Below are 25,439 nucleotides of genomic sequence, written 5' to 3'. Positions count from 1 at the left end.
AAATTGAAATCCAAATCGTCAGAATAACTTCATGCGCTAAGCGGAAGAACAGGATACAATAAGATACTAGTAGTGCAAAAAGGGCTGCACAGAGATCATACATAATCAAGATCACTCGAAATAAGGAGGGGAAAAAGTTGAAACTTTCTCCAATGAATCAGGAAGATTATGCGAGTTTTCGCATTCGATCGATTAAGGATTTTGCACAGGAAAAAGTAGAAGCGGGCACCTGGGCTGAGGAAGAGGCACAGCAACTGGCGGAGGAATCTTATGAACGTTATCTGCCAGAAGGCTTGAACACACCTGGAGCGTATCTCTACAATCTGGTGCACCCTGTGGACGGCAACGTGGGGTATATCTGGTTTAATATCACGGATAATCGCCGTGGAAAAGATGCTTTTTTGCTGGATATTGTGGTTGAAGAAGCACACCGTGGTAAGGGATACGGAACAGAGACGATGCAGGCGCTTGAACAGACGGCCTTGAGTCTTGGCGTGGATCGCATTGGTTTGCATGTCTTTGGACATAATGTGCGGGCGAGCAGCCTGTATCGCAAGATGGGATATGAGGTAACGGATCTGACGATGTATAAGGAAATCAAAGGGTAAACCTAATAGCGGATATTCTAGGCAAAACTTAAGATCTGCGCAAAACGAATTATCTGCATTAACCGGGGATTTCGGGAAGCGGATGGGACTCTGGTCGAATTGGCGAAGTTCCTTGATGCCTTGAGGTTTGTCATATATAATGTATAGGATTATCCATACCGAACAAGTAATCAATGAGGAGTTGTCATATACATGGCTTTGAAAGCTGGAATCGTGGGTTTGCCTAACGTTGGTAAATCTACATTGTTTAACGCAATTACACAAGCAGGTGCCGAATCGGCAAACTATCCGTTCTGTACGATTGACCCTAACGTGGGGATCGTTGAAGTACCAGATGAGCGTTTGGACAAACTGACAGAACTCGTTGTACCTAAGAAAACAGTACCAACGGCGTTTGAGTTTGTAGATATCGCTGGTCTTGTTCGTGGTGCGAGCAAAGGCGAAGGTCTTGGTAACAAGTTCCTTGCCCACATCCGTGAAGTAGACGCGATTGTACACGTGGTACGTTGCTTTGTAGATGAGAACATTACACACGTTGATGGCAAAATTGACCCGGTAAGCGACATCCAGACGATCAATCTGGAGCTGATCCTGGCCGATATCGAGAGTGTTGAGAAGAAAATCGATCGCTCCAAGAAAAACATGAAGGGCGGCAACAAGACTGCCTCTCAAGAAGTAGAAGTATTGGAGAGAGTGAAGGCTGTTCTGTACGATGACAAGCCGGCACGCAGCATGGAACTTACCGATGATGAGCTTCTGATCATACGTGATCTGCACTTGCTTACCCTGAAGCCTGTTCTGTACGCAGCCAATGTAGCTGAGGACGAAATCGGTGATGTGGCAAACAATGCTTATGTGCAAAAAGTAAGGGAATTCGCAGCTGCTGAAAATGCAGAAGTGGTGCCAATCAGCGCGAAGGTTGAAGAAGAAATTTCTGAGCTGGAAGGCGAAGATAAACAAATGTTCCTGGAAGAACTCGGTATCGAGGATTCCGGTCTGAACCTGTTGATCAAAGCAGCCTACAAATTGCTCGGTCTGTACACATACTTCACAGCAGGTGTGCAGGAAGTTCGTGCTTGGACAATCCGTAAGGGTACTAAAGCACCAGGCGCAGCGGGTGTTATTCACACTGACTTCGAACGTGGATTCATCCGTGCTGAAGTTGTTTCCTACGACGATCTGGTTGCAGCGGGTTCCATGAACGGTGCCAAAGAGCGCGGACAACTTCGTCTTGAAGGTAAAGAGTACGTTGTAAATGACGGCGACGTTATGCACTTCCGTTTCAACGTATAGGTTGTTACACCTTTATATGTAGATTTAATAACCAAAACCCTACGATCTTCTCCTGAAGATTGTAGGGTTTTTAGTATCGATGTATGGGGCCACTTCAATCGTAATGTACTTATTTACGCTTCAATTCATACGAGGTTTGCTTAATTACTGACAATAGTCTTGAAAGAATAGTGTTCTTTATTTATATCAAACGAATCCGCAAGCATTCTTTCGCCATTTCTAGCTTGATTAAGAAGATCGGGGTCTAATTCAGCTATGAGCAACTCAACGTTGTCTTGCGAGGCATCAATTATATTATCACCTAGAGGGTTCCATACACCGCTATGTCCACACGTATCCCAGACTCCGGTTGTTCCAACGTGATTACACATCGCTGTAAATATCGTATTATCCAGAGCGCGGGCAGGAAACCATACTCGTGACTCTTTGTACCCCATTCCTTTACTAAAAAGAGAGCTACCCATATATAAATGACAGCCATTTTGTGCTAAAAGACGAGAATGTTCAGGAAAACCTGCGTCATAACAGATGGCCATCCCAATACTCCAGTTCTTTAATTTGATGATGACCTGCTCATTATTGGTTGAAAAGATTTCCTTTTCGGTCTGAAATAAATGAGACTTGTCATAAACACCTACTTCATTGCCATTGGAATCTATTATAATTGAAGAGATGAACACATCCTCGCCTCTTCTTACAGGAGTTCCGATGATTGACCAAATGCCGTACTTTTTGCATGCTTGACGCAACTTTTCAATCCTCGCATCATTAATGGATAGTGTATATTCAGTTAAATTGGATTCTACGATTTCTGGCACATATCCCGTCAGGTATTTTTCTGGAAACATGATAATATCGGCATGCTCTTTTCCAGCTTCTTCAATCATCTCATAAGCCCTATTAACGTTCTCTTCAATATTTCCGTCGATCGAAGAACATTGTGCCAAAGCAATCTTTAATTTTTCTGTTGGAAAAATAGCTGGTGTTAAGTTCATATCATCCATTCCCTCCTAAACTAAAATATCAAAACTATGAATTATAGAGTCCCTTGTATATATTTTACAACATCAGAAATAAACTGGAATGATCTATTTGTTACAAATATTTTCGGTAGGCGAATCCATCAGCGGGATGGCAACGAGTGAAAGTTGAGAAAAATTGCATTATAAAAATTAGTTCATCCGCCTGCGGAATAGTTACTATTCAGAACCGTAAGAATATGCTATAATTAAGAGTCGTATACCACGTTAAAATTCGCGCTTGAACAGATGAGCTGAAGCGAGTTTCATACAGGGTACACGATTTCTTGATATCACTTTAAAAGTAAAGGATTTGATGACGTTGTAGCGATGTTATACGTCGATCATACATGAATGTGAATACATGCTGCGGTCAGGGGATTCGGTGAGAATCCTGTGCGTTGTGGAATATAGATTATAGATGTAATTAATGTTGAATTGAAATAATTATCGAAAATGTGATGTGCTTGGACAAAATAATGCGTGAGGTGACTATACATGTTGGATAAATTACAGGCGTTAGCCGACCGTTATGACAAGTTGAGCGAGCTTTTGTGTGACCCGGATGTGGCAAGTGACAACAAAAAGCTGCGGGAATACTCCAAAGAACAATCCGATCTGCAACCGACTTATGAAGCGTACAATGAATACAAACAGGTAAGTCAGGATCTCGAAGCTGCGAAGGAAATGCAGGGGGAGAAACTGGATGATGAGATGCGCGAAATGGTCAAAATGGAAATTGACGAACTGAGCACTCGCCAGAAGGAACTGGACGAATTGATTCGTGTGCTTATGTTGCCAAAAGATCCGAATGACGACAAAAACGTTATTGTTGAGATTCGCGGAGCAGCTGGTGGAGATGAAGCAGCGTTGTTTGCAGCAGATCTGTATCGGATGTACACACGTTATGCAGATGCACAAGGCTGGCGTGTAGAGCTGATGGACGTTAACACGAATGATCTCGGTGGATTCAAAGAGGTTGTTTTCCTGATCAACGGACGTGGCGCATACAGCAAAATGAAATACGAAAGCGGCGCACACCGTGTGCAGCGTATTCCAACAACCGAGTCTGGCGGACGTATTCATACGTCAACTTCAACGGTTGCGGTTATGCCTGAAGCCGAAGATTTTGATATCGAAATTCATGACAAAGACATTCGTGTTGATACGTTCTGTTCCAGTGGTGCCGGTGGACAATCGGTTAATACCACGAAATCCGCAGTACGGGTAACGCACGTTCCAACGGGAATCGTGGCGACATGTCAGGATGGAAAATCACAGAACTCCAACAAGGAAAAAGCATTGCAGGTTCTGCGTACACGTATATTCGATATGAAACGTATGGAAGAGGAAGCGAAGATCTCTGTTGAGCGGAAGAGCAAAGTGGGAACGGGCGACCGCAGTGAGCGTATTCGTACGTACAACTTCCCGCAAAGCCGTGTGACGGATCACCGTATCGGCCTGACGATGCACAAGCTGGATCAGGTGATGAACGGAGAGATTGAAGATATTCTGTCTGCACTGACCATTGCTCAGCAGACTGAGATGATGGATAGAGGAGAATAATCTGTGACCCGCGCGCAGTTTGTCATGACGCCGGAACAGAGCTGTCGGGAAGCCTTCGTGGAGGCTTCCTCTTTTTTGGAGAAGTGCGGCGTGTATGAGCCGCAAAACAATGCCCGGCTGCTGCTGGAACATGTACTGGGCGTTTATGGCGCCGCGTATTACATGATGCAGCCGGAGCCCTTTCCCAGCGAGCATCGCAGCCGCTGGGAAGACGCCGTCACGCGCAAGGCTGCGGGTGAGCCGGCGCAATACATTATCGGCAGCCAGGAATTCTATGGGCTGCCGTTCGAGGTCACGCCGGCCGTGCTGATTCCGCGGCCGGAGACCGAGCTGTTGGTCGAGGCTGTGCTGCGCGAAGCCGACCGTGTGTTTCCTGACAGCGCTCCGTTCGCCGTCGATATTGGAACGGGCAGTGGCGCCATCGCGGTGACGATGGCTTCACTACGCCCGCGCTGGCAGGTAGGCGCCGGAGATCTCTCGGCGGCTGCCCTGCAAGTGGCCGCGCGAAACGCGGCCGCGAACGGGGTACAGATCGACTTCCGTGAAGGCGATCTGCTGGCCCCGTTCGCCGGGGCTCGGGTGGACATCTTGGTGTCCAACCCGCCATATATCCCGGCGGCGGATATAGCCGGGTTACAACAAGAGGTGCGAGATCATGAGCCGCGCATGGCACTGGACGGCGGTCCGGACGGGCTTGCACCGTACCGTATCATGCTGGAGCAACTGGCGCTGCTGCCTGCGCCGCCGCAGATCATTGGTTTTGAACTTGGCCAGGGGCAGGCTCGCGACATCGCGGATCTGCTTGAAACGGCGGGACATTGGCCGGAAATTATCATTGTACCGGACCTTGCCGGAATCGAGCGGCATGTCCTGGGTGTTCGTACTTCGGAACAGGTGACGAAAATGTAAGGTTCCGCGGGTTTTCTTTTTACCGTGAAATCCTCTACAATGAGATATACCGAAGATTTCTGAATGCTTGGGGGAACATAATTACATGCTGCACAAATTTAAAAAGATAGACTATTCTATCGTGTTTATACTTGTTATTCTGATGGTTATCAGTATTTTGTCGATTTACAGTACAACGTTTGGTCGTCCAAGATGGGAATCCTATCCCCAAAAGGCAGGGATTTTCTATATTATAGGTTTCATCGTATTCTTCGGAATGTCCATGATTAACTATAAAGTGATCATCAAAAACTATTTATATATCTACGGTGTGGGCTTACTGCTACTCGTCATCGTTAACTTTTTCGGTGTTACGTATTATGGAGCTCAAGGTTGGTTATCCATATTTGGCCTGAGTTTGCAGCCTGCGGAATTATTTAAGCTATGTTTAATCGTTTTCCTGTCTGCTCTGCTTGCGAGAAAGAAAAACAGACCCTTATTCTTCGGGCGGGATGTCATTCCGATCGCACTGTGCGTTTTGCCTCCCTTGTTGTTGGTTCTACTTCAAAATGACTTGGGGAATGCTTTGAGTTATGTAGTCATTCTTGTCGGCCTGTTGTGGATTGGTAATGTGAAATTCAGCCATGCATTGATTGGTTTTGTGATTGCTGTCGCTGCCTTTATTGGTGGAACACAGGCCTATATTCATTATCATGATGAAGTTGCCAAGTTCCTCAAGGATATTGGACGTGCTCACTGGGCTGAGCGGTTTGACCCTTGGCTCGTGCCAGAACAGACATCCAGAGATGTATTGTGGCAGACCTATAATGCCAAGTTAGCCATCGGTTCCGGAGGAATCAGTGGTAAAGGGTATCTCGAAGGTACGACAATCCAGTCCAATCGAGTACCGCTCGCATACGCGGATTCCATCTTTGTGCAGATTGGTGAAGAATTCGGTTTTGTTGGAGCCTCGGTATTGTTACTGCTCTACTTTATTCTGATTCACAGGCTGGTGTTGATCGCACTGGAGTGCAAAGATCGGGCTGGGCCGTACCTGATTGTAGGTATTATTTCGATGCTGCTATATCAGATTTTTGTTAATATTGGTCCGTTTATCGGTCTGATGCCATTAACAGGGATCACACTTCCATTTATCAGTTTCGGTGGTACCTCTCTTGTGCTCAACATGCTCAGTATGGGTGTTGTCATGAGTATTAAAGTTCACACGGAAGAAAATGAAGATATCCTGGGTTCTTCAGAACAACTCAGTATCACTGAGATGGTCATGAAGTTGTTCAGACGGAAGCCGTCGCAGCAAGAGCAATAACTCTCGTGAACAGAACGTAAGATATATGCGTATAAGCGTATAAGCGTAAATAGCGATATAACTATAGAACCCTGGAACAGGCCTATCCCAGTCACATTGGGATAGCTGCTCCGGGGTTTTTTGTTTGTTCCTGTGAAGATTAGGATTTCCATTTTATTATCCAACTATATACAATGGTAATATTGAGTTTAATTGGAAATCATAGAATGCTAGATTTCAGGGGGATGGATGGAGTCATGTTGAGAATGCTGAAAAAGATGGACGGTGTTATTCTTTTTGTAATGCTGTTGCTCATGATTATTAGTATATTTGCGATTTACAGCGGAACGCAGACAGATGCCAAGCTGGCGAATCACCATGTCAAAACGATTTATTTCTATGTGGCCGGGTTCATTGCGGTGCTTGTGATCGGGCTTGTGAATTACAAGTTATACGTGAAATATGCGTTTTATTTGTATGGGTTGGGAATTATACTGCTGATCTTGGCTAATGTCCTGGGCAGTTCGATCAATAATGCTAACGGCTGGCTTAAGCTGGGGGAATTTTCTTTTCAACCGGCAGAGCTGTTCAAGATGATTCTGATTCTGTTCCTCGCCCATTTAATTGTGAAGAGACAACGAGGTACGTTGGAATTTTGGAGAGATATTGTGCCGATTGGCTGCTGGGCGTTTATTCCGTTTGCCCTTGTTATGGCTCAGAATGATTTGGGGAATGCGCTCGGGTATGTGGTGATTTTGGCTGCGGTATTCTGGATCGGAAATATGAGGCTGAAGCACGCTTTGATTGCACTGGCTATCGTGGGGGTAGCGTTCTTTGGTTTTGTTAAAGCCTATACCTTCTACCATGATGAAGTATTCACTTTTCTTGAGAAGATAAAACGTGAGCATTGGGCAGAGCGTATTGATCCCTGGCTTGTACCGGAAAAGGCTACCTCCAAAGCTTCCTGGCATACAAAAAATGCAGGTTTAGCCATCGGTTCAGGGGGCATCATCGGCAAAGGTTATTTGCAAGGAACATCCGTTCAGAGTGGACGAGTCCCCTATACGTATTCTGATTCCATTTTTGTTGTGATCGCAGAGGAGTTTGGCTTTGTTGGTGCATCCGTACTGATTCTGTTGTACTTTATTCTGATTCAACGTATGGTGCTGATTGCTCTGACTTGCAGAGATCGCGCGGGACCCGTCATCATTGTAGGTATTATCGGAATGTTGTTGTATCAGGTGTTTGAGAACGTAGGGGCGTTCCTCGGATTGATGCCGCTCACAGGCATTACGTTACCTTTCATCAGTTACGGCGGCACCTCCTTGCTCATTAATATGGCTTGTATCGGTGTAGTCATGAGTATTAAGTTGTATGGACAAGAAGAGGAGGATGAACTTCTGATGGGGGAGCAGCAACCCCGATGGTCGGAACGTTTATGGAATATGCTCAAGAAAGAGAAAAGTGCTGTGTAAAACTGTTGAGTCGGTATAGTGAAAAGTAAAGCGGTGAGACGTATAACGTGATCGTTGTAGGAATAAAGAGGTTGATTTGCCCTGTAACCAGGTGCAGATCAGCCTTTTTAACATGATGGGTGAGAAAGTTTGAATGAGAGATGAGAGAAGCAATGCATAGGTGTCTTCGAGCCTGCTGTAGGCTGAGGCGAACCGAAAGATTCTGGAGGAGCGTATATGGGCATGGTTGGAGTTTCAGGTGCCAGTTGTTAGGTGGTGTTGGGAGCTAACGAACCTGACGCATCTTATTCAGAGATTTGAAGTGCACGGAGAAAACTAAGGAATCTGAGACATGTTATATCAGCAGATACAGCCTTTTGTAACGTGTTGATCAGATGATTATGGGAAATAACGTGCCTCATGTTCCTTACAATTTCAAAAGAAGACCTGAAGGCCAAATAAGACGTCCTCGGTTCCTTGGAACATCGACTGGTCATTCGCCTAGGGTCAGCCAGTACAGTCTTCAAGGCTTTTTGGACGCTGACATTTGTCATCGTATAACTTGCCTGGTTTAAACACACATTCTAGTAGTACGTGCTCAAAAAGTTGGGTTTTCAGGACCGAGAAGATGTGATGAAGCTAGAAGTGGAGTAGTGGAACGTAGGATAAACTACGTGAGCAACCAAAATATTTCCTTCGGAAACAACCTTCGTAAGCCTCCCGCTTATTTCGTCTGAATTTCATATTCAACGTTGATGATGCAGCTAGGCATCCTTCGTAATAAAAGCAGACTTTTGAACAAACTCTAGTAGATTTATTGCAAATGCTAGGTTTACTTCCGGTTCTCCCGGGCATACTGATAGACATGAGAGAGTTGCAGGTAGCGTGATCAGAGAGCCGAGGGGGAGAACGGAATGAGCAGAAGAATTGTAAAGCAAATTGGACTTATTATTGTATGTCTTATGATGATTATCATGATGTGGGAAGGTCAGAAAACGGATGCAGCTGTGGCGGCCACAGCAATTCCGGAACAATCCATTCGCTTGCGTATTCTAGCAAACTCGGATGCACCGGGAGATCAATTGGTGAAACGTGAGATTCGGGATGCTGTCGTTGCTCAGATGGGCGAGTGGGTAGCCGAACTGGAGAATCCGCAAAGTCTGGATGAAGCGCGCAAGGTTATTCGTGAGCATTTGTCCGAGATTGAGAATAGAGTAGGAGAAGAGTTGGCCAGTCGTGGTTTGCATTACACATATCAGGTGGAGCTGGGTTCGGTTCCGTTCCCGACCAAGCTATATGGTGGTACCGTCTATCCTGCCGGAGACTATGAAGCGGTTCGGATTACGCTGGGCGAAGGAAAAGGTCAGAACTGGTGGTGTGTGTTGTTCCCGCCGTTGTGCTTCATTGATGCAGGGACCGGGGATGCACTGGCGAAACCTTCAACGGTATCGGCCGCAGCGGCTGAACCAGGAGATGCCGAGGCATCTGTGCAGGGAGATACACCGGCACCGGAAGCAAGATTCTTTCTGTGGGATATGGCTGTGAAACTGTGGAGTTGGGTAACTGGATTGTTCGCATAACAACGTATTTATATTATAACAGAGGGCGACTTCGATTCAGGGAGCTGCCCTCTTAATATGAATTAGTGGTGAATTTCCGGGCGAAGTTTGAAGGGCATCCGAGTTGGGACAGGTATGTTATAATTACTTATATTGAATATGGATATGAACTAACCTACTTGAAACTTAGGAATGATGATATATGAGCAGAGAAAACGAACCTGTGCAACACACCTCTGAGTTGAGGAATATTAGAGAAGATCGCGAGATGAAAACTCCGGGAGAGCTGGTCACCGAGATATGGGATGTACGTGTTTTGTTGGCCGCGGAGAATGATCATGGAATGGGTAATATTGAATTGTTGGGTATGAAAAAGGGGAGCGCCGATCAACAGGCGCTCGCCGACTTGCAGGCTGCCGCAGCCTGCATTCGTCAAGGTCAGACGGTGGCCTTTCCGACCGAGACGGTCTATGGCCTGGGTGCTAATGCGCGTAGCACAGCAGCCGTGGAGGCTGTATTTGTCGCCAAAGGCCGACCTTCCGACAATCCACTGATTGTGCATATCGCGCACCGTGACCAGTTGGATGCGCTGGTCACGGAAGTGAACGAAACGGCGGAAGCGCTGATGGCGGCCTTCTGGCCGGGACCACTGACGCTGGTGCTGCCGGTTAGGCCGGGGGCGGTGTCCCCACGTGTCACCGCCGGTTTGGACACGGTGGCCGTGCGCATGCCGGACCATCCGGTGGCCTTGCAGTTGATCGCGGCGGCGGCGTGCCCTGTGGCTGCGCCAAGCGCCAATCGCTCCGGGCGGCCAAGCCCGACACTCGCGTCTCATGTGCGCGAGGATCTGTATGGCCGCATCGGCGGCATCGTGGACGGCGGCCCCACCGGGGTGGGCGTCGAGTCCACGGTTGTGCAGGTCGGTGACGACGGTACCGTCACCATCCTGCGCCCTGGCGGCATTACGGCGGAACAACTGTCCGCCGTTGCCGCCCGTGTCGCCACGGACCCCGCGCTACTCGCGGAGGGGGCCGATGGCGTGGGCAGCCCGGCGCCGCGCTCGCCGGGCATGAAGTACACGCACTACGCACCCGCAGGGGCGCTGTGCGTGGTAGAAGGGCCGCCCGCAGCGGTGGCGGCCTGGATCAGCGCCGCCCTCACAGAGGCGGCGCAGCGCGGAGAGCGCACCGCCGTGCTGGCGTTCGCCGAGCACGCGGAGCAGTACCGCGCCGATGCCGTGTTCTCGCTGGGCGACGCCAGCGAGCTGGAAGAAGCAGCGCGCCGGCTATACGCCGCGCTGCGCAGCTGCGATGAGCAAGGCGCCACATATATTGTGGCTGAAGCCTGCTCACGCGAAGGGCTGGGAGCAGCCGTTATGAATCGGCTGCTCAAGGCTGCGGGTAACCAACTCATACAAGTTGGCAACCAGCAATCCTTTTAATCTCTCCTGATCATACAGTCAGGAGAGTAATCACTCTTTTTCCAAAACAAAATCAAGATTCTATAAAGCCAGCATCCAACCATAGATCCGTCGCCGTTTGCCTTTCATCGGTCATGTTTAGGTCCTTGTCCGCATATCGTGTACAAGAACCTTTACGTGACTTGGGGGTATGGGGATGTGGGATGTGTCTGCCCATGTAGGGCAGTTGGTAACCATTTTGATCATGGCTGTTGCGCTTGGCCTCGATGCGTTCTCACTCGGAATCGGAATTGGCATGAAGGGCATTCGGCTGCGGGATGTATTGCGAATCAGTATTGTAACAGCGCTATTTCATATCATCATGCCGCTCATCGGCATGTATATGGGCAAATACGTCAGCTCCCTGCTCGGCGACATTACCACGTATGCGGCAGGTGGATTGCTTGTTTTGCTGGGTGCTCATATGATTCTGAATGCATTCCGTGAAGGCGATACAAAGCTGGTGGACCACCGTTCCCTGCTCGGCGTTGTTTTGTTCTCCCTCAGCGTAAGTGTGGATTCGTTCTCCGTTGGCGTTTCCTTAGGGATGTTTAGCAGTGATCTGATCTTAACCGTACTTGCTTTCGGCGTTTGTGGCGGGGTGATGTCGGTGATGGGTCTGCTATTAGGCCGTCGGGTGAGCCAGAATCTAGGGGATTACGGCGAAGCTATTGGTGGCGCAATCTTGCTTGCGTTTGGACTTTTGTTTATATTTTAGAATAAAACTTGAGATATCATATCATTTGCATCATATGTAAAATGGGGAGGCTAACACAATGAAACATATTTTATTCGTATGTACAGGAAATACGTGCCGCAGCCCCATGGCAGAGGGGCTTTTGCGAAAACTGGCATCAGAGCGTGGCATTCAGGTAGAGGTTCGCTCTGCAGGTGTGGCAGCAACGTCGGGTATGCCGATCTCCCGTCATGCGGAAGCAGTGTTGAGAGATCATAACGTTGAAGGTCCACCTCATTCCACACAACTTAGCTCTAACCTGGTAGGTTGGGCCGATCTGGTTCTAACATTAACACGGAGTCATAAGCAACATGTCATGCAGGTATTTCCCGATTCAGTCCACAAAACCTATACATTGAAAGAATATGTGGAGGATGATGAACAGGTATTAAGTGATGTTCAGGAGTTGGACAGCCTGTTTGCAACGCTGGAGATGAAACGTGCCCTTGGGCAAGAGATCCTGGCATCGGAGCGTGAACGAGCCATTGAGATTAGACAACGAATCCCAAGTTTCGACATCTCCGATCCATTTGGGGGAAGTCGTGATGATTACAATATAGCTGCAGCTGAGATTCGGACTGCATTGGACCGGCTTTTGGATAAGCTGGGATAATTCTGATCCTGCGGGGCAGGTTATAGAAATAGGACATGTGATGTAAATTAACCGTTGATTTTAGACGCGGGTTGTTTTATGATGAAGGGGAAAACAGGGATCCGGTGTAACTGGCGACGAAGTGGGCATAACCACGATGGAGCACCGGAACAAACGGCCGGTCGCCTGGGCAAAAGAGCAATTCTGCGTTACCCGCAGACTGCTCTTTTTTTCGTCTTTCATCTGATTATTCGCTATAATAGTACCTGAGATGCCGTGCAAGAATACGAAGGACAGCCAAGAGACAGCGGGCATGATTTTATCGGGAGGCGATGATAGGATGACTATAGAGTTAGATTCGGAACAACCCGGATTGCAGGAACAGACCGCGTCTATTCTGCATGAACTGGCGCTTGCTGGACAGCTTGGGCCTGGACAGATCGTTGTGATCGGTACAAGCACAAGTGAAGTCGCAGGCGCTCGGATTGGTACGAGTGGTGCCATTGAAGTGGCACAGCAGCTTCTTGCGGGTATACGCGAGGTGCAGGAGGAATTCGGTTTTGATACGGTATTCCAATGTTGTGAGCATCTGAACCGTGCGCTGGTAATGGAACGTTCTGTGCTTACTCGTCTTGGATTGACCGAGGTTGGTGCAGTACCCGTGCCCAAGGCCGGAGGTTCAATGGCATCCGCAGCATATCGTTCGCTGACCGATCCATGCCTGGCTGAACATGTGCAGGCCCATGCGGGACTGGACATTGGGGAGACGATGATTGGGATGCATCTCCGGCATGTAGCCGTACCCTATCGTACAGCGCTCCGCTATGTTGGAGATGCACGTGTGACCACAGCGTTGACTCGTCCGAAGTTGATTGGCGGCGAACGCGCGGTGTATCGTATGGAAGAACAACCAGATTCGACATTTTGTGACTAACATATAAAGCGAGACTAATTGGGTTACACTCCTGACTTTGATTGCATCACCATCTTCCGATCGCTGTTATCCCCAGATTTTTTTATTCCCTATTTGAAGGGGAAATCCGGTGATAGCCTATGCTTCCGGAGTAGCTTTCTAAAGAAAGCTTTTTGGCGACTACTTCGTTTCTTCAGATTGGTGTTGCACTCGCCGTTTTCGTGTAAACATTAGTTTCACTTTATAAATTCACTTATAAACTGGGAGGAATTTAATCATGGAACAATTGCGCAAGAATGACCCGGCAGTACTGGAAGCGATGAATCTTGAACTGAAACGTCAACAGAACAACATCGAACTGATTGCATCCGAGAACATCGTAAGTGAAGCAGTAATCGAAGCATTGGGATCTGTTCTGACCAACAAGTACGCTGAAGGATATCCAGGCAAACGTTACTATGGCGGTTGTGAGCATGTGGACATCGTTGAAGACATCGCGCGTGATCGTGCAAAAGAATTGTTCGGAGCAGAACACGTGAATGTTCAACCTCACTCCGGTGCACAAGCGAACATGGCAGTTTATCTTGCAGCGTTGAAACCTGGTGATACTGTACTTGGTATGAACCTTGCCCATGGTGGACACCTCACACACGGTAGCCCGGTTAACGCATCCGGTTTGCTGTACAACTTTGTAGCATACGGCGTACAGGAAGATACATTCCTGATTGATTATGATGAAGTACGCAAAGCGGCTTTCAAACACCGCCCTCGTCTGATCGTTGCAGGTGCAAGTGCATATCCGCGTACCATTGATTTTGAAAAGTTGGCTTCCATTGCCAATGATGTAGGTGCTTTGTTCATGGTGGACATGGCTCACATCGCAGGACTGGTTGCTGCTGGTTTGCATCCAAACCCGGTTCCACATGCGCATTTCGTAACAACAACAACACACAAAACGCTTCGTGGACCTCGTGGTGGTATGATTCTGTGCCGCAAAGCGTGGGCAGCAGCGATTGATAAAGCCGTATTCCCTGGTTCCCAAGGTGGACCTCTAATGCACGTGATCGCTTCCAAAGCGGTAGCATTTGGAGAAGCTTTGCAGCCTTCGTTCAAAACATATGCACAGAACGTTGTGAAAAACGCACAGGTTCTGGCTGAAACACTGATCGCTGAAGGATTGAACATCGTATCCGGTGGTACAGATAACCACTTGATGCTGATTGACACACGCAGTGTAAACATCACAGGTAAGGAAGCTGAGCATGTGCTCGATTCCATCGGTATTACCGTGAACAAAAATGCAATTCCATTCGACCCTACAAGCCCGTTTGTAACGAGTGGTATTCGAATTGGTACACCTGCTGCAACTTCCCGTGGCATGAACGAAGAAGCTATGGTAGCGATCGGTAAGATCATTGCCAAAACACTGAAAAATCCAAAAGATACAGCGAAGTTGGATGAAGCTCGTGCAGAAGTGACTGCACTGACAGACCAATTCCCGCTCTATACAGATCTTAAATACTAAAAAACTTTGCTCATGCTGCTTTCTTTTGAGTTTTGATAAATTGGAATACAAAAGACGAAGCTGGCAGAATGCAACCGGAGAAGCGAAGCGCTCGCCTTTATCCCATGATTTTCTCCTTTTATAGGAGAATCAAAAAAATCAGGGGATAACAGCGATCGTAGGTGCAATCTGTTTGCGGAGCATCACTTGTATTCATATTTTTCCCACTCAATGACATAACAGCATGAGCAAAACAGGACCGGATGGATCATTTTCCGGTCCTGTTTTTTATAGGATTCGGTAATCTGTAATGATTGGGTGCCCTTTGATGGTGTAATTCGTTGTTGGTGATGATATAATATACAGGATTTATCGAGCCCATGAATGGTGGCTAGGTATATTTGGAAATGCTTAACATGAAGAACTTACCGGAGGGACAAATTAGATGGGAAAATTAGTAATATGTGATCACCCTTTGATTCAACACAAACTGACGTTTATACGCGACATGCGTACGAATACGAAAGATTTTCGTGAATTGGTGGATGAAGTAGCAACGTTGATGGCTTATGAGATTACAAGAGATGTTGAACTGGAGACGATTGATGTACAGACACCTGTAGCTGCAACACAAGGTAAAGTCATCTCTGGACGTATGCTTGGACTGGTGCCGATTCTGCGTGCAGGACTCGGAATGCTGGATGGTGTTGTGAAATTGTTGCCAGCGGCAAAAGTTGGACATGTTGGTCTGTTCCGTGACCCGGAAACACTGCAACCGGTAGAATACTACACCAAACTGCCTACAGACGTAACAGAGCGTCAATTGATTGTAATTGATCCGATGCTGGCAACGGGTGGTTCGGCAATTGCAGCTATTGACGTGCTCAAAAAACGTGGCTGTACCCAAATCAAAATGATGAACCTGGTTGCAGCACCGGAAGGCGTAAAAGCTGTGCAAGATGCACATCCCGATGTGGACATCTATGTAGCAGCATTGGACGACCGTCTGGATGATCATGGTTATATCGTTCCAGGGCTTGGAGATGCAGGAGACCGTCTATACGGCACTAAATAAGCATATTGCATGCGGAGTAGAAAAGGGGCTTTGCTCGAATGTCCAACAAAATTAAAGTCATGACGATCTTCGGGGTGCGTCCGGAAGCCATTAAGATGGCTCCGCTTATTTTGGAATTGCAAAAACACCCTGAGTCTATTGAATCTATTGTTTGCGTAACTGCGCAGCATCGCCAGATGTTGGATCAGGTACTTGAAGTTTTCGACATTCATCCCGATTATGATCTGGATGTGATGAAGGACCGTCAGACATTGAATGAAATCACAATTCGTGTGCTTGGCGGTCTGGAGCCGGTGTTAGCTGAAGCTAAGCCGGATATTGTGCTGGTTCACGGAGATACATTAACTACCTTTGTAGCGAGCTACGCAGCATTCTTGCAACAGATTCAGGTAGGGCATGTGGAAGCGGGGCTGCGGACGTGGAACAAGCTGTCTCCATATCCGGAAGAGATGAATCGTCAGCTGACGGGAGTACTGGCTGATCTACACTTTGCGCCTACGGATTGGTCTTCTTCCAATCTTGCCAAAGAAAATAAATCGGAGTCTAGTACGTACGTCACAGGCAACACGGTAACAGATGTGTTTCAATATACAGTACGGGAGGACTACACACACCCGGTACTTGATTGGGCCCAAGGCAAACGCCTTGTGCTGATGACAGCTCATCGCCGTGAATCTCAAGGCGAGCCTCACCGCAACATTTTCCAGGCCGTCAAACGGATTGCCGACGAATTTGAAGATATTGCCATCGTGTACCCGGTGCATCCAAGTCCTGCTGTGAAGGAGCCGGCTCACGCGATTTTGGGGAATCATCCCCGTATTCAATTAATTGATCCACTAGACGTGGTGGATTTGCATAACTTTTACCCGCACACTCACTTGATTTTGACCGATTCAGGCGGTTTGCAGGAAGAAGCACCTTCGTTTGGTGTGCCTGTGCTCGTATTGCGCGATACAACAGAACGCCCGGAAGGTATTGAAGCCGGAACGCTGGAACTGGTAGGTACCGAAGAGGAACGTGTGTATGAACGGACCAAAGCTCTGCTTACAGACAAAACCCTGTATGCAAGCATGAGTCAGGCTGCCAATCCATACGGTGATGGACATGCTTCGGAAAGAATTGTCAATGCGATTCTGCACCATTTTGGTGTAAATAGTGAGCGTCCGGAATCATTTCACAGAAAATTCAAAAAATAATACAATTTTTCTGACGGATTTATAAAGGGCATAGCATACAGTTAAACTGTACGGTTTACGCGGGTTTATGGGCTTTGAGGGTCTGTATTCCCGTCGTTTTCCCCTTTAAAACGCTAAAATCATTCAATTGACAAAGGCTCTCATCATTCAGTAAAATTAACTGGGATTGCAAGGGTGGCGTGGAAAATGGCCGATTCGAACAAACCAAATTCATCCCGTAACCATGACGATAATGTATGGAAAGCGATGGGACTCGTGACAGCTTTTGGGATCGAGATTGCCATTCTCGCTGTTGCCGGATATTACGCTGGCTCCTGGTTGGACAAGACCATCGGAGGTAACGGAATATGGATCGCCGTAAGCGTTCTCTTTTTTCTTGCGGCAGGCGGTGTAAGCATCTACTTTATCGCGAAAAAATTCATGGGGGAAAGTGATGAGTGAACTAACCAGATACCGCAGATCGATGACTGTTTTCATCATGTACTTTCTTATGATTTGTTTTCTCGCAGCGGCCTTTATGCCACGTGTGGAGACAATTGCTTTGGGACTAGCCCTGGGTACAGGAATTAGCTGGATCAATGCATTTTACTTGGGCTACAAAGTAAGGAAAATGTCTGATGATGCGGCAGAAGGTAACTTGAAGCGTGTGAACCTGGGATTTTTGACAAGAGCGGCACTCGCTGTGCTCGGTATATTCATATCGATGCGCTTTCCGCAGTACTTCAATACATATGCGGTTGCAGGCGGTCTCGTCATTGCACAATTTTCCTTACTGATTATAGGGATTGTCCATTCCCGCAGAGCAGAATGATGTTAAGGGCTGCAGCTTTCAAGTCGAGAAAGGGGTGAGAAAAATATGCATGAAGCTCCAATTATTATGCTTGGCGGATTTCGACTGGATCTATCGGTTCTGTTGATGCTGGTAGTTACAGGTGCAATTGTTTTTATTTTTGCTGTACTGGCAACACGGAGATTATCCGTTGAAAATCCCGGCAAGCTGCAAAATTTTATGGAGTGGGCAGTAGAATTCGTCCGCAATCTGATTTCCAGCACAATGGATATGAAGAAAGGTAAACATTTTATCTCTCTCGCTCTTTCCATGATTATGTTCATTTTTGTAGGGAATATGCTAGGCCTTCCGCTTGTAGCTGTATCTGAGGTAACAGATGTTAGTCAGGCACAGGTATTCGGTAAGCCGATTGTTACAGCGGTGGAGGCGTTTGAAGAAGCGCATGCCAAGGATCCTGAAGCACACCCACACGTTGAACTGGCCTGGTGGAAATCACCAACAGCCGACTTGTCTGTAACGATGGGACTCGCTCTCGTAGCGTTCCTTGTATCTCATGGACTAGGATTGTTCCGCAACACAAAAGGATATCTCCAGCATTACCTTAAGCCATTCGCCTTGTTCTTGCCAATCAACTTGATTGAGACGGCATCCAAGCTGTTGACACACGGTATGCGTCTATTCGCGAATATCTTCGCGGGTGAGGTACTGATCGCAACGATCCTGAAACTGACCACATTTAAAGTGTTTGGTGCTATTGCAGCGATTCCGCTACTAATGGTGTGGCAAGGCTTCAGTATCTTTATCGGCGCGATCCAGGCATTTGTGTTTGTTATCTTGATGATGGTGTACATTTCACAGAGCATCGAGACGCACGACGAGCATTAAGTTTCAAGCCCTACGAAGATTTCTTCACCAGGCTGAACAATAAAAAATTCGATTTATCATTTTAAGGAGGATATACAAATGGGAGCAATGGCATTAATCGCAGCAGCAATTGTTGCAGGACTGGGCGCGTTTGGCGCAGGTATTGGTAACGGTATGGTAATCAGCAAAACGGTGGAAGGTATTGCCCGTCAACCGGAAGCAAAATCCACTCTTCAAACAACAATGTTTATCGGTGTAGGTTTGATCGAGGTATTGCCGATCATCGGTGTGGTACTCGCGTTCATGTTCTACGGTATGGCTTAATTAAATTTTAAAGGTTTGGCGGGGAAGGCCATAGCCATCCGCGCCTTCTTTTTAGGTAATGTCCGTTCTAACGGATGACGTTTCAAGGATACCTCCAGGAAGGAGTGAACAGATTGAGTTTCATATGGGAAAATACGCTTCTTGCGATTGTTGCATTTGCAATTTTATATTGGCTGCTTAGCCGTTATGCCTTCGGGCCTTTGTTCTCCATTATGGAAAAACGTCGTGAACTCGTGATGACGCAGATGAATGAGGCTGCACAGACTCGGGAACAGGCCATTGCCTATGTGGAGGAACAAAAACAAGCTCTTGAGCAAGCTCGTCAAGATGCTTACGACATCATTGAACAATCCAAACAAACAGGTGGCAAACAAGCTGAATCGATTTTGGCTGATGCAAAAGCTGAAGCTAATCGTCTGAAAGACGATGCAGTACGCGAAATCGAGAGCGAGAAGAACAAAGCAGTCGCAGCACTTCGCAGCGAACTGGGTACAGCTTCCGTTCAGATTGCATCCAAGTTGATCAAAAAAGAAGTTGAGAACGGTCCTGCACAAGAAGAGCTTGTGAACCAATACCTCAATGAGGTAGGAGGCCGACAATGAGCCGCGATACGATAGTTGCCAAGCGTTATGCGAAAGCATTGTTCGAAGTTGCTCTTCAGCAACAGCAGGTGCTTGAGGTTGAACAGGAACTGGTTGCAGTAGTCAGTGCATTGACCGGAGATGCAGATATCGAGAAATTTATCGTATCCCCTAACATTTCTGATGAAGCCAAGCAGAACGTAATTCACTCAAGTCTTGATGGCAAGGTATCCGATTCAGTCCTTCGTACAGTCTTGTTGTTGATTGAGCGCGGACGCGTTGAATTGCTGGGAGACTTACTGAATGATTATCGGAAGATCCAAGGTGAGTCGCTGGGCATCGCTGATGCACGTGTCTATTCGACTTATGCGTTGAATGATGAAGAAAAAGAAGCGGTAGCCCGTGAATTCGGTGGCCGTGTGAATAAAAAGATTCGTATCGAGAACATTGTTGATCCGACTCTGCTGGGCGGATTGAAAGTCGCCATTGGCGATACGATCTATGACGGCAGCTTGGCTGGCAAGCTCGAACGTCTTGAGCAGTCTTTTAACAGACGAGTACAGTAGATTGGGGTGAGGACACTTGAGTATCAAACCAGAAGAAATCAGTACATTAATTAAGAGCCAAATCGAACAATACAAGACCGATATCGATGTAGTCGAAGTCGGAACGGTAATCGAGGTTGGTGATGGTATCGCTCGTGTTTACGGACTTGAGAACGTCATGTCCAACGAGTTGGTTGAATTCCCAAGCGGTGTTATGGGACTCGCCATGAACGTCGAAGAAAGCAATGTCGGTGTCGTTATCCTGGGACCTTACTACGATATTCGTGAAGGTGACCAAGTGAAACGTACTGGTCAAATCATGCAAGTGCCTGTAGGCGAAGCATTGATTGGACGCGTTGTGAACCCGCTCGGTATTCCTGTAGATGGCAAAGGGCCAATCGCTACAACGGAATTCCGTCCGGTTGAAGGTAAAGCACCAGGTGTAATGGATCGTAAATCGGTTCATGAGCCGATGCAAACAGGGATCAAAGCCATTGATGCAATGGTTCCAATCGGTCGCGGACAACGTGAGTTGATCATCGGTGACCGTCAAACAGGTAAAACATCAATCGCGATTGATGCGATCCTGAACCAAAAAGGTAGCGGCATGAAGTGTATCTATGTGGCTATTGGTCAGAAACAGTCTACGGTTGCTCAAGTTGTGGAAACTCTTCGTCGTAAAGGCGCAATGGAGTACACAATTGTTGTAACTGCAGCAGCTTCTGATCCATCACCACTCTTGTACATCGCACCGTATTCCGGTTGTTCGATGGGTGAGTACTTCATGTACAAAGGCGAGCACGTTCTGGTTATCTATGATGACTTGACCAAACAAGCCTCTGCATACCGTGAGCTTTCCTTGTTGCTTCGTCGTCCACCGGGCCGTGAGGCTTATCCGGGTGACGTCTTCTACCTGCACTCCCGTTTGCTGGAGCGTGCTGCGAAGCTGAATGATGAACTTGGTGGTGGTTCTTTAACCGCACTTCCGTTCATTGAAACACAAGCTTCCGACGTATCTGCATACATTCCAACGAACGTAATCTCCATCACGGACGGACAAATCTTCTTGGAAGCTGACTTGTTCAATGCTGGACAACGCCCGGCGATCAACGTAGGTATTTCCGTATCCCGTGTCGGTGGTTCTGCTCAGATCAAAGCGATGAAAAAGGTTGCAGGTTCCCTGCGTCTCGACCTCGCTCAATATCGTGAGCTTCAAGCGTTCTCCCAGTTCGGTTCCGATCTGGATAAAGCGACTCAGGCCCGCCTGAATCGTGGTGCGCGTATGATGGAAATCCTGAAGCAAGGTGTTAACCAGCCTCTGCCTGTAGAACAACAGGTTGTCAGCTTGTACACTGCGGTTAAAGGATTCCTGGATGAGATTCCAACAGGTGATGTTACTCGTTTCGAGCGTGAGTTCCTCGCGTTCATGGAGAGCAGCCATCCGGAGATTCTTGCATCTATCCGTGATACTAAAGAATTGACTGCAGACAACGAAAATGCACTGAAAGGTGCAATTGAAAAGTTCAGAAAGAGCTTTGCTGTCTCTGTCTAAATAAATGATTGCAGGTGCGGAGTTGTCTAACCGATTCCGCATGTCTGCATGTAATACTTTGACTCTGTCAAAAAAGATGATGCTTACGATGTAGTTTTGACTTTGTCAAAACTAGTGGTGATGCTTACGAAGTAACTTTGACTCCGTCAAAGTTTTGAGGTGGTGAAATCATGGCAAAAGGCATGCGCGAAATTAAGCGGCAAATTAAAAGCGTACAAAGCACCAAGCAGATCACCAAAGCAATGGAGATGGTAGCTGCTGCAAAACTGCGTAAAGCGCAGGAAAAAGCGGAAGCAGCCCGTCCTTATTCGGAGAAACTGAAAGAAGTTGTAGCGAGTATTGCATCAAGCACGCAAGGGATACAGCATCCGATGCTGGAGAGCCGTCCGGTCAAAAAGACAGCTTACCTGATCATTACATCGGACCGTGGTCTTGCAGGTGGATACAATGCGAACGTTTTGCGTCAGGTTAATCAGACGCTCAAAGAGCGCCACAACTCCCAGGATGACTACGAATTGTTCGTCATTGGACGTAAAGGACGCGATTACTTCAGACGTCGTGAGATGGCGATGGCATCCACAACAACGGATCTGTCGGATTCGCCTTCATTTGCAGACATCAAATCCATCGCACACGAAGCTGTTCATGGGTTTGAACTGGCTGAATTTGATGAATTGTACATTTGTTATAACCGCTTTGTGAATGCGTTGACCCAGATTCCTACGGTAGAAAAACTTCTTCCGATGGAAACACCTGAGGTAACTGCTGCGGAAGGACCAACGGCAAGCTACGAATACGAGCCGTCTGCTGAAGCTGTACTGGAGGTTTTGCTTCCGCGTTACGCGGAAACGCTGATCTATGGTGCACTTCTGAACGGTAAGGCAAGTGAGCTCGGCGCGAAAATGACGGCAATGGGTAATGCAACCAAAAATGCATCCAAACTCATTAATGACTTGTCATTGACATACAACCGTGCCCGTCAAGCGGCGATTACGCAGGAGATTACGGAAATTGTGGCAGGTGCCAACGCAGCACAAGGCTAACCGTTTTTTTATTAATGAAGGCTTGCAGAGCAAAGATAAACGAACGGTACATTATTTTTGCAAAAGTAGCAGGCTTGTAGGAGGGGAACGTTAAGATGAACAAAGGACGCGTTGTGAGCATCATGGGTCCGGTTGTTGACGTCGAGTTTGATCGCGGCGGTCTGCCGGAAATCCTCAATGCCATTACGATCACTACAGTAAGTGAGAGCGGCGTTAGTGTAAACCTTACACTCGAAGCTTCGAAACATCTGGGTGACAACCGAGTACGTTGTATTGCGATGTCCTCCACGGATGGACTTGTTCGTGGTATGGAAGCTTTAGATACAGGAGCACCAATCTCTGTACCCGTTGGAGAAGCAACACTGGGTCGTGTATTTAACGTACTCGGCGAAGCAATTGATACTGGCGGTGCCGTAGCTGCTGAGCACAAGAACCCGATTCACCGTTCAGCACCTGCGTTTGATGAACTGACTACCCAAGCAGAGATGCTGGAGACAGGAATCAAAGTTATCGACTTGCTCGCTCCTTACGCTAAAGGTGGTAAAATCGGTCTCTTCGGTGGTGCCGGTGTAGGTAAGACGGTAACCATTCAAGAATTGATCAACAACATCGCACAAGAGCACGGCGGTATCTCCGTATTTGCGGGTGTTGGTGAGCGTACACGTGAAGGTAATGACTTGTATCACGAGATGAGTGATTCCGGCGTTATCAACAAAACAGCAATGGTCTTCGGACAAATGAACGAGCCTCCAGGCGCACGTCTTCGTGTAGCCCTCACAGGTCTGACGATGGCGGAATACTTCCGTGATGAAGAAGGCCGTGACGTGTTGCTCTTTATCGATAATATCTTCCGTTTCACCCAAGCGGGTTCAGAAGTATCTGCCTTGCTTGGACGTATGCCTTCCGCGGTAGGTTACCAACCTACACTGGCAACAGAAATGGGTCAGCTGCAAGAACGTATCACATCAACGAAAAAAGGTTCTGTAACATCCATCCAGGCCATCTATGTGCCTGCGGATGACTACACTGACCCGGCTCCTGCAACGACGTTTGCTCACTTGGATGCAACGACGAACTTGGAGCGTAAAATTTCCGAGATGGGTATCTACCCTGCGGTAGATCCACTGGCTTCCAGCTCCCGGATCTTGTCCCCTGAAGTTGTAGGTGAAGAACACTACAGCGTAGCTCAAGGCGTTAAACGCATCTTGGCACGTTACAATGAATTGCAAGATATCATTGCAATCCTGGGTATGGACGAGTTGAGTGAAGAAGACAGAGCGCTTGTATACCGTGCTCGTAAAATCCAACGTTTCTTGTCCCAGCCTTTCCACGTTGCTGAAGCATTTAACGGTATTCCGGGTAAATACGTTCCAGTTAAAGAAACGGTGCGCAGCTTTAAAGAGATTCTCGAAGGTAAGTATGATGATCTTCCGGAAGCAGCTTTCCTCTTTGTTGGTACAATTGAAGAGGCAGTGGAGAAAGCCAAAACACTGGTTTAGTCTGAATCCAGGATTGTCCTTATGAAGCGGGCTATCCTTCGGATATTTCAGGAGGGATGGAATTGAGCACCTTTTTGTTGGAAATCGTAACACCTGAGCGTTTGGTCTATTCAGAACAGGTGAATAGCATTACGGCTCGTGGTATTGAAGGGGAACTGGGCATTCTGCCCGGTCATATTCCTATGGTTACACCTTTGCAGATTGCACCGATCTATATCCATAACGGAAAAGAAAATAAACGAGTTGCTATCGGTGGCGGGTTTATTGAAGTACGTAAAGATAAGGTTGTTGTACTCGCAGAGAGTGCTGAATTCCCGGAAAACATTGATGTGGATCGTGCGCGTGCGGCGAAAGAGCGGGCAGAACGTCGGCTTGCAAGCCAAAGCAATCAGGACCACTTTGATCACCGTCGTGCAGAGATTGCGCTGCAAAAAGCGGTTAACCGGATTAATGTGTTCGGCAAATAAACGATTCTTGGAAGCCCGGCGGCTTAGTCTGCCGGGCTTTTTTGAGTTTGTTTGATAGAATTGTTTTATCGAACATATCAAAAAGGCTGACAACAAATTCCATCCTATCCCTTCAGTAAACAGAAGTATTTTAACCAAATTATTCACCGATGATGAGGATTTGAATAGAATGTAGGACTAAAGTAGTGGGCGCATTTACCACTAAGAGAACCATTTTTTTCATGAATAAATATAAATTATTTCCGAGGAAATGACAGAATCGATATCGAAATAGCGCTCTTTTATGTCGTTTTAGTCACAAAATCCCGGCATTTTAAAATTAAAATATTTTAGAAGTGGAAATCAATGTAATTGACAATGTATGATGAAAGAGCCTATATTCCATAGAGTCAGCAGAAGCAGGAAGCTGCGTAGTAGATTCCATAGTCATGCACAGCCGCATTGTTGCTGCTCGGTGATTGGGCATCAGGAGATTCCTGCCTGGCAGGAGTAAATCTGACAGTACGCTCAGTATGTTGTGCTCAAGACATTCCAGTATACTAACAAGTTATGGGTGCCGGGCATATGATATGCTGATCGCTGCAACAAATGTGGAGGTAAAGAATA

General features: G+C 47.2%; 25 protein-coding genes and 1 riboswitch. Of the genes, 24 read left to right on the top strand and 1 reads right to left on the bottom strand.

Annotated elements, in window-relative coordinates:
* Positions 1 to 137 precede the first annotated feature (137 nt).
* Both QNO02_RS27575 and ychF read left to right on the top strand, forming a co-directional pair.
* On the top strand, positions 138 to 608 hold the full coding sequence (locus QNO02_RS27575; protein ID WP_289390517.1) for a GNAT family N-acetyltransferase: 471 nt from the start codon (positions 138 to 140) through the stop codon (positions 606 to 608).
* A gap of 192 nt (positions 609 to 800) precedes the next feature.
* A complete protein-coding gene (gene ychF / locus QNO02_RS27570) occupies positions 801 to 1,901 on the top strand; it encodes a redox-regulated ATPase YchF (protein ID WP_062836948.1) in 1,101 nt (366 codons plus the stop codon).
* Between the two features lie 140 nt (positions 1,902 to 2,041).
* On the opposite strand, the gene QNO02_RS27565 is transcribed toward ychF, so the two are convergent.
* Positions 2,042 to 2,896 (bottom strand): carbon-nitrogen hydrolase family protein, encoded by an 855-nt coding sequence (locus QNO02_RS27565; RefSeq protein WP_289390516.1) that lies wholly within the window; start codon positions 2,894 to 2,896, stop codon positions 2,042 to 2,044.
* Between the two features lie 522 nt (positions 2,897 to 3,418).
* Between QNO02_RS27565 and prfA the strand changes: the two genes are divergently transcribed.
* From prfA to QNO02_RS27455, 22 genes are all read left to right on the top strand, one after another.
* Complete coding sequence (gene prfA / locus QNO02_RS27560) at positions 3,419 to 4,486, top strand: peptide chain release factor 1 (protein ID WP_091036276.1); 1,068 nt, start codon at positions 3,419 to 3,421, stop codon at positions 4,484 to 4,486.
* Positions 4,487 to 4,510: 24 nt separating this feature from the next.
* Positions 4,511 to 5,395, top strand: a complete 885-nt coding sequence (prmC, locus tag QNO02_RS27555) for a peptide chain release factor N(5)-glutamine methyltransferase (RefSeq protein WP_289392911.1) — start codon at positions 4,511 to 4,513, stop codon at positions 5,393 to 5,395.
* Between the two features lie 85 nt (positions 5,396 to 5,480).
* Positions 5,481 to 6,701, top strand: a complete 1,221-nt coding sequence (locus tag QNO02_RS27550; RefSeq protein ID WP_289390515.1) for an FtsW/RodA/SpoVE family cell cycle protein — start codon at positions 5,481 to 5,483, stop codon at positions 6,699 to 6,701.
* Between the two features lie 236 nt (positions 6,702 to 6,937).
* On the top strand, positions 6,938 to 8,155 hold the full coding sequence (locus QNO02_RS27545) for an FtsW/RodA/SpoVE family cell cycle protein (RefSeq protein ID WP_289390514.1): 1,218 nt from the start codon (positions 6,938 to 6,940) through the stop codon (positions 8,153 to 8,155).
* An 893-nt stretch (positions 8,156 to 9,048) separates the two neighbouring features.
* Entirely contained in the window at positions 9,049 to 9,714 is a 666-nt protein-coding gene (spoIIR, locus tag QNO02_RS27540; protein ID WP_289390513.1) for a stage II sporulation protein R, read from the top strand.
* Positions 9,715 to 9,895: 181 nt separating this feature from the next.
* Complete coding sequence (locus QNO02_RS27535; protein WP_502921843.1) at positions 9,896 to 11,134, top strand: L-threonylcarbamoyladenylate synthase; 1,239 nt, start codon at positions 9,896 to 9,898, stop codon at positions 11,132 to 11,134.
* A 175-nt stretch (positions 11,135 to 11,309) separates the two neighbouring features.
* Positions 11,310 to 11,870 carry a manganese efflux pump MntP gene (locus tag QNO02_RS27530; protein WP_017691925.1) on the top strand — a complete coding sequence of 187 codons (561 nt, stop codon included), beginning with the start codon at positions 11,310 to 11,312 and terminating at the stop codon, positions 11,868 to 11,870.
* 58 nt (positions 11,871 to 11,928) lie between these two features.
* Positions 11,929 to 12,501 (top strand): low molecular weight protein arginine phosphatase, encoded by a 573-nt coding sequence (locus QNO02_RS27525; RefSeq protein WP_036612575.1) that lies wholly within the window; start codon positions 11,929 to 11,931, stop codon positions 12,499 to 12,501.
* 96 nt (positions 12,502 to 12,597) lie between these two features.
* Positions 12,598 to 12,679: riboswitch (ZMP/ZTP riboswitch) on the top strand.
* A gap of 141 nt (positions 12,680 to 12,820) precedes the next feature.
* Positions 12,821 to 13,414: a TIGR01440 family protein gene (locus QNO02_RS27520; RefSeq protein ID WP_076254013.1), complete on the top strand. Its 594-nt coding sequence runs from the start codon at positions 12,821 to 12,823 to the stop codon at positions 13,412 to 13,414.
* Positions 13,415 to 13,670: 256 nt separating this feature from the next.
* Entirely contained in the window at positions 13,671 to 14,918 is a 1,248-nt protein-coding gene (gene glyA, locus QNO02_RS27515; RefSeq protein ID WP_165980299.1) for a serine hydroxymethyltransferase, read from the top strand.
* A gap of 424 nt (positions 14,919 to 15,342) precedes the next feature.
* On the top strand, positions 15,343 to 15,972 hold the full coding sequence (gene upp / locus QNO02_RS27510) for a uracil phosphoribosyltransferase (RefSeq protein ID WP_017691929.1): 630 nt from the start codon (positions 15,343 to 15,345) through the stop codon (positions 15,970 to 15,972).
* A 38-nt stretch (positions 15,973 to 16,010) separates the two neighbouring features.
* Positions 16,011 to 17,168 carry a non-hydrolyzing UDP-N-acetylglucosamine 2-epimerase gene (gene wecB, locus QNO02_RS27505; protein WP_036667768.1) on the top strand — a complete coding sequence of 386 codons (1,158 nt, stop codon included), beginning with the start codon at positions 16,011 to 16,013 and terminating at the stop codon, positions 17,166 to 17,168.
* A 186-nt stretch (positions 17,169 to 17,354) separates the two neighbouring features.
* Positions 17,355 to 17,609: an AtpZ/AtpI family protein gene (locus QNO02_RS27500; RefSeq protein ID WP_024632723.1), complete on the top strand. Its 255-nt coding sequence runs from the start codon at positions 17,355 to 17,357 to the stop codon at positions 17,607 to 17,609.
* On the top strand, positions 17,602 to 17,979 hold the full coding sequence (locus QNO02_RS27495; RefSeq protein ID WP_062836961.1) for an ATP synthase subunit I: 378 nt from the start codon (positions 17,602 to 17,604) through the stop codon (positions 17,977 to 17,979). The genes QNO02_RS27500 and QNO02_RS27495 overlap by 8 nt, the downstream gene beginning before the upstream one ends.
* 45 nt (positions 17,980 to 18,024) lie before the next feature.
* A complete protein-coding gene (atpB, locus tag QNO02_RS27490; RefSeq protein WP_091036293.1) occupies positions 18,025 to 18,843 on the top strand; it encodes a F0F1 ATP synthase subunit A in 819 nt (272 codons plus the stop codon).
* Between the two features lie 78 nt (positions 18,844 to 18,921).
* Positions 18,922 to 19,146, top strand: a complete 225-nt coding sequence (gene atpE / locus QNO02_RS27485) for a F0F1 ATP synthase subunit C (RefSeq protein WP_017691934.1) — start codon at positions 18,922 to 18,924, stop codon at positions 19,144 to 19,146.
* Between the two features lie 113 nt (positions 19,147 to 19,259).
* Entirely contained in the window at positions 19,260 to 19,748 is a 489-nt protein-coding gene (gene atpF, locus QNO02_RS27480; RefSeq protein WP_036612568.1) for a F0F1 ATP synthase subunit B, read from the top strand.
* Positions 19,745 to 20,293, top strand: coding sequence for a F0F1 ATP synthase subunit delta (locus QNO02_RS27475; RefSeq protein WP_036612565.1), 549 nt, complete (start codon positions 19,745 to 19,747; stop codon positions 20,291 to 20,293). Before atpF ends, QNO02_RS27475 begins: the two co-directional genes overlap by 4 nt.
* 16 nt (positions 20,294 to 20,309) lie before the next feature.
* Positions 20,310 to 21,824 (top strand): F0F1 ATP synthase subunit alpha, encoded by a 1,515-nt coding sequence (gene atpA, locus QNO02_RS27470; protein ID WP_047840700.1) that lies wholly within the window; start codon positions 20,310 to 20,312, stop codon positions 21,822 to 21,824.
* A 170-nt stretch (positions 21,825 to 21,994) separates the two neighbouring features.
* Entirely contained in the window at positions 21,995 to 22,867 is an 873-nt protein-coding gene (atpG, locus tag QNO02_RS27465) for an ATP synthase F1 subunit gamma (RefSeq protein WP_076209796.1), read from the top strand.
* 95 nt (positions 22,868 to 22,962) lie between these two features.
* Complete coding sequence (atpD, locus tag QNO02_RS27460; protein ID WP_047840699.1) at positions 22,963 to 24,366, top strand: F0F1 ATP synthase subunit beta; 1,404 nt, start codon at positions 22,963 to 22,965, stop codon at positions 24,364 to 24,366.
* 62 nt (positions 24,367 to 24,428) lie between these two features.
* The gene (locus tag QNO02_RS27455; protein ID WP_091036299.1) at positions 24,429 to 24,833 is read left to right on the top strand and encodes a F0F1 ATP synthase subunit epsilon; all 405 of its coding nucleotides are present in this window, start codon (positions 24,429 to 24,431) and stop codon (positions 24,831 to 24,833) included.
* Positions 24,834 to 25,439 lie beyond the last annotated feature (606 nt).

Origin of the sequence: Paenibacillus sp. PK1-4R, assembly GCF_030369595.1 — a bacterium.
GTDB lineage: Bacteria > Bacillota > Bacilli > Paenibacillales > Paenibacillaceae > Paenibacillus.
Note: the sequence above shows the minus strand (reverse complement) of the source record. Positions and strands in the feature narration are given on the sequence as shown.